At 68.5% G+C, this 12763-nt stretch carries 8 protein-coding genes and 3 pseudogenes; 7 read left to right on the top strand and 4 right to left on the bottom strand.

Annotated elements, in window-relative coordinates; translation table 11 throughout:
• The 6 genes and pseudogenes from G3N96_RS12005 to fdhA form a co-directional block, all read left to right on the top strand.
• Positions 1–136 (top strand): annotated as a pseudogene (locus G3N96_RS12005) (aldo/keto reductase); the annotation flags it as partial.
• A pseudogene (locus G3N96_RS12000) lies at positions 124–1416 on the top strand (DHA2 family efflux MFS transporter permease subunit); the annotation flags it as partial. The pseudogenes G3N96_RS12005 and G3N96_RS12000, both read left to right, overlap by 13 nt.
• Before the next feature lie 10 nt (positions 1417–1426).
• Complete coding sequence (locus G3N96_RS11995) at positions 1427–2365, top strand: glycosyltransferase family 2 protein (protein WP_206137349.1); 939 nt, start codon at positions 1427–1429, stop codon at positions 2363–2365.
• A gap of 8 nt (positions 2366–2373) precedes the next feature.
• Positions 2374–4284, top strand: coding sequence for an efflux transporter outer membrane subunit (locus G3N96_RS11990; RefSeq protein WP_206137348.1), 1911 nt, complete (start codon positions 2374–2376; stop codon positions 4282–4284).
• A complete protein-coding gene (locus tag G3N96_RS11985; RefSeq protein ID WP_206137347.1) occupies positions 4284–5474 on the top strand; it encodes an efflux RND transporter periplasmic adaptor subunit in 1191 nt (396 codons plus the stop codon). Before G3N96_RS11990 ends, G3N96_RS11985 begins: the two co-directional genes overlap by 1 nt.
• A gap of 302 nt (positions 5475–5776) precedes the next feature.
• Complete coding sequence (gene fdhA / locus G3N96_RS11980; protein ID WP_059525191.1) at positions 5777–6973, top strand: formaldehyde dehydrogenase, glutathione-independent; 1197 nt, start codon at positions 5777–5779, stop codon at positions 6971–6973.
• 155 nt (positions 6974–7128) lie between these two features.
• Here fdhA and G3N96_RS11975 read toward each other — a convergent pair whose 3' ends face one another.
• From G3N96_RS11975 to G3N96_RS11960, 4 genes and pseudogenes are all read right to left on the bottom strand, one after another.
• Positions 7129–8151, bottom strand: coding sequence for a class I fructose-bisphosphate aldolase (locus G3N96_RS11975; RefSeq protein ID WP_124585972.1), 1023 nt, complete (start codon positions 8149–8151; stop codon positions 7129–7131).
• 173 nt (positions 8152–8324) lie between these two features.
• A pseudogene (locus G3N96_RS11970) lies at positions 8325–8435 on the bottom strand (EamA/RhaT family transporter); the annotation flags it as partial.
• Between the two features lie 176 nt (positions 8436–8611).
• Positions 8612–9370: a hypothetical protein gene (locus G3N96_RS11965; protein ID WP_206137346.1), complete on the bottom strand. Its 759-nt coding sequence runs from the start codon at positions 9368–9370 to the stop codon at positions 8612–8614.
• 263 nt (positions 9371–9633) lie between these two features.
• Positions 9634–11055 (bottom strand): PLP-dependent aminotransferase family protein, encoded by a 1422-nt coding sequence (locus tag G3N96_RS11960; RefSeq protein WP_206137345.1) that lies wholly within the window; start codon positions 11053–11055, stop codon positions 9634–9636.
• Positions 11056–11330: 275 nt separating this feature from the next.
• Here G3N96_RS11960 and G3N96_RS11955 point away from each other — a divergent pair, with 275 nt between their 5' ends.
• Positions 11331–12743, top strand: a complete 1413-nt coding sequence (locus G3N96_RS11955; RefSeq protein ID WP_206137344.1) for a discoidin domain-containing protein — start codon at positions 11331–11333, stop codon at positions 12741–12743.
• Positions 12744–12763: the final 20 nt, after the last annotated feature.

Raw genomic sequence — 12763 nt, 5'->3', positions numbered from 1 at the left:
GCAGCGGATGGGGCTCGACTACGTCGACATCTTCTATTCGCACCGCTTCGACGCGCACACGCCGCTCGAGGAAACGGCGGGCGCCCTCGCATCCGCCGTGCAGCAGGGCAAGGCGCTCTACATCGGCTGTTCGTCGGCGCGATCCTGCTGTTCACGCTGACGTCGCTGCTGTGCGGGCTCGCGCGCGACCTGCACGTGCTGGTGATATGCCGCGCGCTGCAGGGGCTGTTTTCCGGGCCGATGGTGCCGCTGTCGCAGACGATCCTGCTGCGCACGTTTCCGCCGGACAAGCGCACGATCGCGCTCGCGCTGTGGGCGATGACGGTGCTGCTCGCGCCGATCTTCGGGCCGGTGGTCGGCGGCTGGATCGTCGACAACTTCTCGTGGCCGTGGATCTTCCTGATCAATTTGCCGATCGGGCTGTTCTCGTTCGCGGTCTGCACCGCGATGCTGCGGCCCGACGCGCAACGCGGCGAGGCCGGCCCGATCGACGTGCCGGGCATCGTGCTGCTCGTGATCGGCGTCGGCTCGCTGCAGGCGATGCTCGATCTCGGCCACGATCGCGGCTGGTTCGGCTCGCCGCTGATCGTCACGCTCGCGGTGGTCGCGGCGCTCTCGATCGTGTCGCTGCTGATCTGGGAGGCGGGCGAAGCGCATCCCGTCGTCGATCTCAGCCTGTTCCGCGATCGCACGTTCTCGTTCTGTGTCCTGATCATCTCGCTCGGAATGATGAGCTTCTCGGTGGTCGGCGTCGTGTTCCCGCTGTGGATGCAGGCCGTGATGGGCTACAACGCGTTTCACGCCGGGCTCGCCACGGCGTCGCTCGGCGTGCTCGCGCTGGTGTTCTCGATCCTCGTCGGGCTGCACGCGCATCGCTTCGACGCGCGCGTGCTCGCGACCTTCGGCTTCCTCGTGTTCGCGGCCGTGCTCGCGTGGGATGCGCATTTCACGCTGAAGATGACGTTCGCGCAGATCGCGGCGCCGGGGCTGATCCAGGGGATCGGGCTGCCGTGCTTCTTCATTCCGCTGACCGCCGCGACGCTGTCGCGCATTCCGGACGACCGGCTCGCGGCCGCATCGAGCCTGTCGAACTTCCTGCGCACGCTGTCCGCCGCGTTCGGCACCGCGATGAGCGTGACGCTGTGGGACAACCGCGCGACCTATCACTACGACGTCGTGTCGCAATCCGTCACGCACGCGTCGGCGAACACGCAGCGCTTCGTGCACACGTTGAACGCGATGGGCGTGGACGGCGTGCGCGAGCTGTCGACGCTGCATCAGGTCGTGATGCAGCAGGCCTACATGATGGCGACCAACGACATGTTCTGGATGGCGAGCATGACGTGTCTGGCCCTCGCGGCAATGATGTGGCTGACGCGGCCGAAACGCGGCGCGGCGGCGTCGTTCGGGCATTGAGGAGAGGAACATGACGACACTCGGCGCACTCGTGATCCTGTATCACCCGAGCGATGCACAGCTCGACGCGCTCGGCGCATGGCGGCACGCGTGCGACGCGCTGCTCGTCGTCGACAACACGCCGCAGCCCGATGCGCGGGCCCGCGAGCTGTGCGCGCGCGAGGGCATCGCGCTGCTGCATCACGGCAATCGCGGCGGGATCGCGGGCGCGTACAACGCGGGGCTCGCGGCGCTGTTTCGCGATCGGATCGACGCCGTCGCGCTGTTCGACCAGGATTCGTCGGTGCCGGCCGCGTATTTCCCCGCGATGCGCGAAGTCTGCGCGGGGCTTGGCGGGCGCCCGTTCCTGGCGGGCCCGCGCATCTTCGACGAAAACGCGCGCAGCTTCCTGCCCGAACTGTCGACCAACGGGATCGGACTGCGCCGCCTGCGCATCGAGCCGGGCGCGTCGTTGCAGCGCTGCGCGTTCCTGATTTCGTCGGGCTGCGTCGTGTCGCGCGACGCGTTCGACGTGCTCGGCCGCTTCGACGAGACGCTATTCATCGATCACGTCGATACCGAATACAGCTTCCGCGCGTTGTCGCGCAACGTGCCGCTCTATGTCGTGCCGTCGCTGGTGCTGCCGCACCGGATCGGCGCGAAGCAGCGTCATGCGCTCGGCCCTTTTGAAATGACGTCGATGAATCACTCGTGGCAACGGCGCTATTACAGCGCGCGCAATGCGGTGCAGCTCGGGATGCAGTACGGGTTGCGCTTTCCGGTGGCGATCGTGCCGAACCTGTTGACGCTATGGCAGGTCGTGCAGATCGCGCTCGTCGAACGCGACAAGCGCGCGAAGCTCGCCGGCATCCTGTTCGGGGTCGCGGATGGCCTGTTCGGCCGGCTCGGCCCGCTCGAACGCACGCGGCCGCGTCTGGCCGCGCGTGCGCAACGCGTGCAGCAGGGATGAGGGGCGCGATGCGGCGTGTGAATCAAGCGGCGAAGATGGCGCGTGGCGTGAAGGGCGGCTCGATGATGATCGTCGCCGCGGCCGCGTCGCTGGCATTGAGCGGATGCGTGCCGTCGGGCTTCCTGCCGTCGCTGTCGTTGCGCGCGCCGGCCGACGATGCGCTCGCGCATACGGCCGGCCCCGGCGTGAACGGCGCGTGGCCCGCGCCCGACTGGGTGAAGCAGTTGAATGATCCGCAGCTCGACGCGCTGGTGGCCGAGGCTGCGCAAAACAACCCCGACCTGCAGGTCGCGCAGGCGCGGCTGCGGATCGCGCAGGCGCAGCTTCAGCAGTTCGATGCGTTGACGGGGCTGACGGGCACGGCCGGCGCGACGGTCAGCCGCGCGCGGATGCCGAAGCCGGGCGACGACGTCGCCAACGTGTCGGTCAGCGGCTATCGCGTGCCGGTCGAGATCTTCGGCGATCCGAACACCTCGCCGTCGTCGGTGTTCGTCGGGCTGACCTACCAGCTCGATCTGTGGGGCAAGAACCGCGCCGCGACGAAGAGCCTGATGTCGCTGCGCGAAGCGGCGCGGGTCGAGGCCGAGCAGGTGCGGCTCACGCTGGCGGTCGCGATCGTCACCGTGTACTGCCAGCTCGACCAAGCGTATGCGACGCAGGACCTGCTGCAGCAGAAACTGAAGGTCAGCCAGCGCGTGACGACGGTACTGCGCGAGCGCACCGCGCGCGGGCTCGACAACGCGTACGACGCGAGCGACGCATCGATCAAGCGCAGCAAGCTGCTCGCGCAGATCGCGATGAACGACGAGCAGATCAAGCTCGCGCAGCTGCAGCTCGGCGTGCTGTCCGGCCGTGGTCCCGAGCGCGGGCTCGCGCTGCAGCGGCCGCGCGTCGGCACATTCCCGGGCGGCGCGCTGCCCGCGCGGCTGCCGGCCGATCTCCTGGGGCGCCGGCCCGACATCGTCGCCGCGCGCTTGCGTGTCGAAGCCGCGTTCGCGAATGCCGATTCGACGCGCGCCCAGTTCTATCCGGACGTGAACCTCGTCGCGCTCGGCGGCGTGTTCGCGCTGACGCCTGCATCGCTGTTCTCGCGCGATGCGCTTGCCGGTTCCATCGGCCCGGCGATCTCACTGCCGATCTTCGATCGCGGCCGGCTGAAGGCGAAGCTCGGTGCGGATGTCGCGCAGGCCGACGTCGCGATCGGGCTGTACAACAAGACCGTCGACGACGCGCTCGGGCAGGTCGCGCAGTTCGTCACGTCGCTGCAGACGTCGCAGACGCTCGTCGCGCAGCAGCAGGACGCGGTCGCCGCCGCACAGAAGATCGTCGAGATCGCAACCGACCGGCACCGGCGCGGCGTGCTGATGCAGAAGGACGTGGATGTCGCGGATCTCACGCTGATCGACGAGCGCGCGCAGATGATCGCGTTGCTCGGCCGGCAACGGTCGCTGCACATCGGGCTCATCGGCGCGCTGGGCGGCGGGTTCGATGCGGGGGCGACGGTTGCGCAGGCGCCGGCTGCGCATCGGGCGCGTAGCGGGGCGGCGAAGCGCGGCGCTTCGACTGCCGTGACTGCCGCGCCCGCCGTGGCTGCTGCGACCGCATCGACCGCATCGACCACGCCGACCACGCCGACCACGCCGACCACGCCGACCACGCCGACCGCAACCCGACCGGTGGCGACGCCGTCGGCCGATGTGCGTGCGGCGAGCGTGGCCGTACCGCCGATCGTCGCTGCATCGAATGCGGGGCCCGCTCGACGCGACGACGCGGCACGCACGCCGGCCGTCGCCGCGACACCGCGCAGCACCGCCGTTCTCGCGCACACGGCCGCGGCGAATCCGGCGCCGAGCCCGTCGGTCATGCCGCCGATCCCCTTGTTCCAGCACGATCGTCTGATCGTTACGCAAAGCGACTGATGCACCACGACAACCTCCATACCGCCGCGCCGCCGGCCGCACTGAACGATCCGGCACTCGACGCGCGCCGCGCGACGCGCCGCAAGCGCTTCATCGCGTTCTTCGCGGTCGTGCTGGTGGCCGCGCTCGCATGGATCGCGTACTGGCTGCTGAGCGATCGCTATTACGAAGATACCGACGACGCGTACGTCGCGGGCAGCATCGTCCAGGTCGCCGCGCAGATCCCCGGATCGGTGACCGACGTCGTGGTGGCCGATACGCAGGCCGTGCGCGCCGGCCAGACCCTCGTGAAGCTCGACGACACCGAGGCGTCCGTCGCGTTCGCGCAGGCGAAGGCGCAGCTTGCACAGGCGGTGCGGCAGGTCGCGAACGCGAAGATCTCGAACACGATGTACGTCGAGGCCGTGAATGCGCGGCGCGCCGACCTGTCGCTCGCGCAGCGCGCGTTCGCCGCACGCTCGGGTGCGTCGGTCGAGATCGTCGCGCCCGAGGAACTCGCGCGAGCGCGCGCGGCGGTCGCCGGTGCGCAGGCGAATCTCGCGGCCGCGCAGGCGCAGCTCGATGCGGCACGTGCGCTCGGCACCCGGTTGCCTGTCGACGAAAGCCCGGCGGTCGTGCAGGCGGCCGCGCAGTTCAAGCTCGCGTACCGGAACCTGCAGCGCACGACGATCGTCGCGCCGGTCGACGGCACGATCGGGCAGCGTTCGGTGCAGGTCGGCCAGCAGGTCGGGCCCGGCGTGCCGCTGATGTCGATCGTGCAGCTCAACCAGCTGTGGATCGAGGCGAATTTCAAGGAAGGGCAGATTCGCCACATGCGCGTCGGGCAGCCGGTCGAGGTCGTGTCGGACCTGTACGGCTCGCGCGTGACCTATCGCGGCCGCGTGCAGGGCTTCTCGGCGGGCACGGGCAGCGCGTTCTCGATGCTGCCGTCGCAGAACGCGGCCGGCAACTGGATCAAGGTCGTGCAGCGCGTGCCGGTCGTGATCGCGCTCGATGCGCGCGATCTTGCCGCGCATCCGCTGCGCGTCGGGTTGTCGATGCGCGCGACGGTCGACACGCACGATCGAAACGGCCACGCGCTCGACAGCGAGCCGCCGACGCCGGCCGTCAGCACGCGCGTGCACGACGGTGTCGCGAGCGACGCGGAAAGCGCCGCCGCCGCGATCATCCGCGAAAATCAGGGCGGGTAACGACGGCCCGAGTGAGGGGCAGCGCGGTCGCCACGACCGGCCTGCCGCCGGGCGCGTCACGGCGCTCGTCGGCGCCCCGGCACCATCACCCTCCAGCGCGTCCCCCCACGCGCCGAACCTTCCCGTCGTTTCCCGCCCGACTTTCGCATTTCCGACATCGATGTCGGCGCCGTTCAAACACGTGTCGCGTTTGAGACATCGGCGCCCCTGCCTCCGGGACTACTCTCGAACAGCACGTTGCGCGTGCGCCGCATGGCGCCGGCGCGCCGCGGCGCCATCCAACGAGACATGGAGACAATACGATGAGCAGCAATCGAGGTGTCGTCTATCTTGGGCCGGGCCAGGTCGAAGTCCAGAAAATCGATTATCCGAAGATGGTCGATCCGAGCGGCCGCGCGATCGGCCACGGCGTGATCCTGAAAGTGGTGAGCACGAACATCTGCGGTTCCGACCAGCACATGGTGCGCGGCCGCACGACCGCGCCGGTCGGCCTCGTGCTCGGTCACGAGATCACGGGCGAGGTGGTCGAGATCGGCCGCGACGTCGAGACGCTGAAACTCGGCGATCTCGTGTCGGTGCCGTTCAACGTGGCTTGCGGCCGCTGTGCGATGTGCAAGGACACGCATACGGGCGTGTGCCTGAACGTGAACCCGTCGCGTGCCGGCGGCGCCTACGGCTACGTCGACATGGGCGGCTGGATCGGCGGCCAGGCCGAGTACGTGCTCGTGCCGTATGCCGATTTCAACCTGCTGAAATTCCCCGATCGGGATCAGGCCATGGCGAAGATCCGCGATCTGACCTGCCTGTCCGACATTCTGCCGACCGGTTATCACGGTGCGGTGAGCGCGGGCGTGAAGCCGGGTTCGACGGTCTACATCGCGGGCGCGGGCCCGGTCGGGATGGCGGCGGCGGCCTCGGCGCGCCTGCTCGGCGCGGCCGTGACGATCGTCGGCGACATGAACGCGGAACGCCTCGCACACGCGCGGGCGATGGGCTTCGAGACGGTCGACCTGTCGAAGGACGCCTCGCTCGGCGAGCAGATCGAGCAGATCCTCGGCGTGCCCGAGATCGACTGCGCGGTCGACTGCGTCGGCTTCGAGGCGCACGGCCACGGTTCGTCGGGCCATGCGGAGGAAGCGCCCGCGACGGTGCTGAACTCGCTGATGGAAATCACGCGCCCGGCCGGCGCGATCGGCATCCCGGGCCTGTACGTGACGGACGATCCGGGCGCGAAGGACAAGGCCGCGCAGCACGGCAGCCTGAGCATCCGCTTCGGCCTCGGCTGGGCGAAGTCGCACTCGTTCTTCACGGGCCAGACGCCGGTGCTGAAGTACAACCGCAACCTGATGCAGGCGATCCTGTTCGACCGGCTGCCGATCGCGAAGATCGTCAACGTCGAAGTGATCTCGCTCGACCAGGCGCCGGAAGGCTACAAGAAGTTCGACGGCGGCGCGCCGCGTAAATTCGTCATCGACCCGCACGGGTTGCTGGCGGCATAACGCGACCGTTCACCGCGCGGTAATCGAAGGGGCCGGGGCGTGCAAGCGCCCCGGCCCTTTGTGCGTTCGGGACGTGCCCGCTCAGTGCCCGCGATAGCGCCGGGCGAGACGCTCACGCGTGAACGATCGACCGGGCGCCATTCGACCGGCTCCGTTCACGCGGTGCGCTCCATCGCGGCGTCGTACTGACCGCGACAGGCCGCACCGTTCAGGCGTGCGCGCAGCAGCAGCGCGTCCTGCGCGGCGCGGACGTTGGCCGCCTGTCCCTTCCACGCGGCCAGCGGCGGCTCCTGTAGCGCGCGCCCATAGGAAAAGCTCAACAGCCACGGCCGCCCGGCAATGCGATTCATCGCGTCGAGATGCGCGGTCGCTTCCTCGGGCGTCTGTCCGCCGGACAGGAAGAAGATGCCGGGCACTTCGGCCGGCACGGCGCTGCGCAACAGGCGCACCGTGGCTTCCGCGACTTCGGCGGGGGCCGCCTGCGCGGCGTGCGTGCTGCCCGCGACGACCATGCTCGGTTTGAGCAACATGTGCGCCAGCACGACCCGATGCCGGTGCAGCGCATTGAACACGGCGTGCAGCACGGCGTCGGTCACTTGCGCGCAGCGGCCGATCGAATGATCGCCGTCCATCAGCACTTCCGGCTCGACGATCGGCACGACGCCGGCCTCCTGGCAGATCGCCGCATAGCGCGCCAGCGCTTCGGCGTTGGCTTCGATCGCCGCATGGCCTGGCAGCGTGGCGGACACGTTGTACACCGCGCGCCATTTCGCGAACCGCGCGCCTTGCCGCCGGTAGCCGTCCAGGCGCGCCGCAAGCCCATCGAGCCCTTGCGTGATTTCGTCGCCGGGCGCGAGCGCGAGCGGAATCTTGCCCGCGTCGACCTTGATGCCCGGCACGATCTGCTGGCGAGCCGCAAGTTCGGGCAACGGCGTGCCATCGTCCGCGCATTGCCCGAGCGTCTCTTCATACAGGATCACGCCGCTGACGAATTCGCCGAGGCCCGGCGTCGACAGCAACAGGGTGCGCCATGCGCGGCGGTTCGCTTCGGTCGATTCGACCGCGATCGTCTTGAAGCGCTTCGCGATGGTCGGCCCGCTTTCGTCGGCCGCCAGCAAGCCTTTGCCATCCTGAACGAGTGCCTGGATCGTCGCCTGGAGTGTGCTCTCGGTGCTCATGGAATTCCTCCGCTGAAACCGCCACGCGGCCGGGGCGACCGCCCGCTGTTCACTTCGTCGCGCCGCCTGCCGATTTCATTCTTTGTCGCGCGCGGGCCAGAACGCAAGGCGTGCTCGGGCGCATCGTTCGTGCCTGGGGGCTCGTGCGTGATGGGCTGGCGTTCGACGCGTGTGACGCGCAGCGCGATCAGCGGGACGACGCCGGCTTCCGGTGCGCCCATGCGTATGAACAGGAAGGACGCGCCCCAGATGGCGGCAAGGGTCGCGAGTTGCAGTGCATTCATCGACGACCCCGTTCGGCGGATCAGGCGGCCGGCCGGAACGCAATACGCGAGGTGCGAGATGCGTGATGTGCCGGCGTGGGCGTCCGATCCATCGAACGTCACGCGTGAGTCGCGACGCAAACGAGGTTTTATGAGGGGTCGCTTAGAAAAATGAAGCGACGAACGCGCCTGCGCGCTCAGTGGCCGCGATAGAGCTGCGCGATTTGCTGCGTATTGCTGACGGCGCGTCGCGCACGTGCGGTGTGCGTGCTCACGCGGTGGATGGTATGCGGGCGATGCGCGGCACCGTGATTGCTTTTCCAGCCCGCCAGGCGAACCGTGGCGGTGGGGTGCGACCGGTCGGGTGCGCGCATGGCCGGCGCCGCTCGCGCGACTGCCGTCCGTCCCGCGGGTGCGCGGGCGGTCTCCGCGCCCGGGCTGCCCGGTCGGGCGACCGCCGCCGGTGTTCCGTCAGTCGAATGAAACGGATAGACGGGTGCGGGCAAGACCGGCAGCACGGGGTCGTTCGATGCGTACGGGGCGGCATCGCTCGCCATCGCGCGCGAATCATTCGAACCGCGACAGGCCGGATCGGCCTTGCATGTCCGGTCGACCACCACATAGCCGCCGACCAGCAGCACAAGTGTCAGGATGCTCAGGATCGGTGCGGTCGATGCCCGAGGTTGCTGGACCGCAGCGTTGCGAAGCGCGCGCGTGATGCGCGATGTCCACGTGTGAGCGGCGGGCGGAGCAGGCGTGGCATCCGGTGCGCGGGAGATCGAATCGAACGGCCGGTTCCGCCGTCCGCAGTCGGGGCAGTGCTCGAGCGCACGGAAGGCCACGAAGCCGCATTCCCTGCAGCGGAAGCTGGCGGTGCGCCGCGCTTGCGCTCGCGCGTTCAGGATCGCGCGCCAGTCGTCGCGTGTGCGAATGGTACGGTTGAGGAGGACTCGCATCGCTGGAAGCGGGTGGGCGGCGTCAACGACGCGAACGCGCGCCGGTCGTCGTGAGCCGTTCCGGCACGGCGCCCGATCGGCCCGTGCCGGAATGCATTGGCGCGTACCTCGTCGACTGTCGTTCGCATGCGGTGTTCATGGGATTCTCCGTGACAGCGGGTGCGCGGAACACGTTCGTCCGTGATGGCCTACCGCTTCATTTTTGGTCGCTGGCGCGTGAAACGCAAGGCACAAACAGGCTGTCGTGAGGCGTCGGTTCCGCGCTAACCGTCCCGCCGCTGCCGGGCCGCGAGCGTCCCGATGGTCTCCATCGCGTGTTCGACCGCCGGCGTCCATGGCCGGCCGTAATTGAGCCGAAGATAGCGGCGAAATCCGCCGGTCGCGGAAAAGATCGGCCCCGGCGCGATGCTGACGCCGCTTTCCATCGCATCGCCGAACAGGTGCATCGCATCCATGCGCGGCGGCAGTTCGATCCACAGGAAATACCCGCCGCGCGGCGCGAACACTTCGGTGCCGGCCGGAAAATACGCGCGCACGGCCGCCAGCATCTGTGCCTGGTGTGCGGCGAGATTGCGGCGCAGCTTGCGCAGGAAGCGGTCGTACGCGCCGTCGCGCAGGTAGTTCGAAATCGCCATCTGCGCAGGCACGTCGGCCGCGGGCGCGCTGGCGCCCTTTGCTTGTCGAATTTGCCGCACGTAGCGTCCGGCCGCGACCCAGCCGATCCGGAACCCGGGCGCGAGGCATTTCGAGAACGAACCGCAATGCAGGACGAGACCGCTGTCGTCATACAGCTTGGCGGGGCGCGTGGGCGCCATGCCGAAATGCAGCTCGCCGTAGACGTCGTCCTCGATCAGCGGCACGTTGCGTGCCGCGAGCAGGTCGATCAGTGCGCGCTTGCGCTCGTCGGTCAGCGTCGCGCCGGTCGGGTTGTGGAACGACGTCATGAACCAGCAGGCCCGCACCGGATGCGTGTCGAGCGCTTTCTCGAGTGCGCCGAGATCGAGGCCGGTGCGCGGGTCGACCGGAATCTCGACGGCCTTCAGGTGCTGGCGCTGCACGGCCTCCAGGGCCGCATGAAACGCCGGTCGCTCGATCGCGACGATATCGCCGGGGCGCGTCAACGCCTGCAGGCTGAGCGTCAGCGCTTCGAGCGCGCCGGTCGTGATGACGATCTCGTCCATCGGCAGCGCCGCGCCCGCATTCAGGTAGCGCAGCGCGATCTGGCGGCGCAGCCCGTCGTGGCCGGGCGGCGCGCCGGACAGCAGGGCCGTGCGATCCATGTTGCGGGCCGCCGACGCCATCGCGCGCCACAGGCTGCTCATCGGGAACAGCGAATAGCTGGCGAAGGCCGAGCCGAGCGGGACGATGTCCTCGCATCTGAGCGAGTCGAGCAGCCGGAACAACGTATCGCCGTTGCCCGCGGGCGGGGCGGCCGGCTTGCGCGGCGGTTCATGGCCGAACCGCACGTGCTTGTCTTCGAGGTTCGCAACGAAATAACCGGATCGTGCGCGCGCGACGATCAGACCCTCGCCTTCGAGCGCGTAGTACGCGCGAAACACGGTGGACGGGCTCACACCATAGGCGCGGCACGCGGCGCGCACGGTGGGAATGCGCGTACCGGGGGCCAGATCTCCACGCCGGATCGACTCGGAAATCGTTCGGGCGAGCTTCGCATAACGCTTCATGCGTGCCTCAAGTCGAGCAGCTTTGTGCCGAAAAAAGAGTAGCACGGCGCGCGCTGCGCCACAGGGTCGTTATCCCGTGATCCGCTCGTTTTTCACGGGCACTGATCCTGTTTTTCGGCGCGACACGCTGGCATGCTTTCGCCCCTCGAGCAATCCTTGTTCCCGACATTGACCGATACGGAATTCACGCTGTCCGCCGGCTGATCCGTGCCCCGTGCGCCTGTGCGTGCGAGGTCTAGTCAGCGGTGTCATGACCCTAACCGGAAATCTTCAGCGTGAAATTGAACACTCTCGTCGCGGGCCTCGTGGCCGGCGTGGCCCTCAACCTCCTCGGCGGCGCCGCGCAGGCCGCCTGCATCAGCAATCCGCCGACGCAATCCAACGCGACGTTCCCCGCCGCATTGACCGGCAAGCTCGTCTATCACAGCTACGTCAAGTACGGCGACGGCACGAGCCAGCTGTTCCTGTACGACTTCTCGGCCCATACGCTGACGCAACTGAGCAAGAGCGCGTGGGGCATCACCGATCCGATGAACGGCGTGTTCAGCCCCGACGGCAAGTGGCTCGCATTCATGGGCATCAGCAACGGCGCATGGAACGTGTTCATGCTGCAGCTCGGCGCCGGCACGCCGCCCGTCAACCTGACCAACAGCACGGGCGCCACGCGCAACGAGGATCCGAAATTCAGCACGGACGGCAAGACGCTCGTGTTCAAGCAGAACGGCGACGTCAAGCAGGCAACGCTGTCGTACACGAGCGCGGGCCCGGTGTTCACGTCGGTCGTGAGCCTGACGAACGCACCCTCCGGCGCCGAATACTCGATGCCGTTCCTCGCGCCCGATGCGAGCGCCGTGTACTACGCGACCGGCACGGGCGCGAACATGGGGCTGATGAAGCGCACGCTCGCGACCGGCGCGACGGCGGTGTTCGATGCTCCGGCCGGGCTGCAGACGTACTACCCGATCGTGCGCGCGGACGGCATGGTGTTCTACGCGCGCTGGAAAGACAGCGGCCAGGCCGACCAGATCTACACGAAGACGGCGGACCCGGCGTCGACGCCGAACGCGTTGCCGATCAACGACTGCGTGAGCAACAACTCGGATCCGGCGCCGGTGAGCGGCACCCACTACGTGTTCTTCTCGTCGACGACGGCGGGCGGCTACCAGCTCTACGTCGGTGACGTGACGACCGGCCAGCGCTGGAGCCTGTCGCCGTTCGGCGTGAACGCCGACACGACCAAGGCCAAGCTCGGGTCGAGCTACTACGGCGGCCCGGCCGCCGCGCAGCCGACGCTGCTGTCGCAGGGGCGTCCGGCTGCCGCCTCGGCGAGCTACAACGCATCGCTCACGCCCGACAAGGCGTTCGACGGCAACACCACGAGCACGCGCTGGGATTCGCCGGAAGGCGCGGGCGTCGATCCGCAATGGATCTCGGTGGATCTCGGTGCGACGAAGACGATCAGCAGCATCGATCTCTACTGGGATGCGGGCGCGCTCGTGTACCAGATCCAGACGTCGAACGACAACGCGAACTGGACGACGATCTACTCGACGAACAACGGCGTGTCGTACGGCCACGTGACGCTGCCGAGCCTGAACGGGCATGGCCGCTACGTGCGGATGCTCGGCACGAAGCGCGCGACGCCGTGGGGGTATTCGCTCGACGAAATGCAGGTGTGGGGATCGTAAGCGGAAAGAAAAAAGCGACC

It is taken from the genome of Burkholderia sp. Se-20373, assembly GCF_017104705.1.
In the GTDB taxonomy this organism is placed as follows: domain Bacteria; phylum Pseudomonadota; class Gammaproteobacteria; order Burkholderiales; family Burkholderiaceae; genus Burkholderia.
Note: the sequence above shows the minus strand (reverse complement) of the source record. Positions and strands in the feature narration are given on the sequence as shown.

Coding starts and splice junctions, on each gene's coding strand:
- G3N96_RS11995 (WP_206137349.1), top strand. CDS start 1,427: ATGACGACACTCGGCGCACTCGTGATCCTGTATCACCCGAGCGATGCA.
- G3N96_RS11990 (WP_206137348.1), top strand. CDS start 2,374: ATGCGGCGTGTGAATCAAGCGGCGAAGATGGCGCGTGGCGTGAAGGGC.
- G3N96_RS11985 (WP_206137347.1), top strand. CDS start 4,284: ATGCACCACGACAACCTCCATACCGCCGCGCCGCCGGCCGCACTGAAC.
- fdhA (WP_059525191.1), top strand. CDS start 5,777: ATGAGCAGCAATCGAGGTGTCGTCTATCTTGGGCCGGGCCAGGTCGAA.
- G3N96_RS11975 (WP_124585972.1), bottom strand. CDS start 8,151: ATGAGCACCGAGAGCACACTCCAGGCGACGATCCAGGCACTCGTTCAG.
- G3N96_RS11965 (WP_206137346.1), bottom strand. CDS start 9,370: ATGCGAGTCCTCCTCAACCGTACCATTCGCACACGCGACGACTGGCGC.
- G3N96_RS11960 (WP_206137345.1), bottom strand. CDS start 11,055: ATGAAGCGTTATGCGAAGCTCGCCCGAACGATTTCCGAGTCGATCCGG.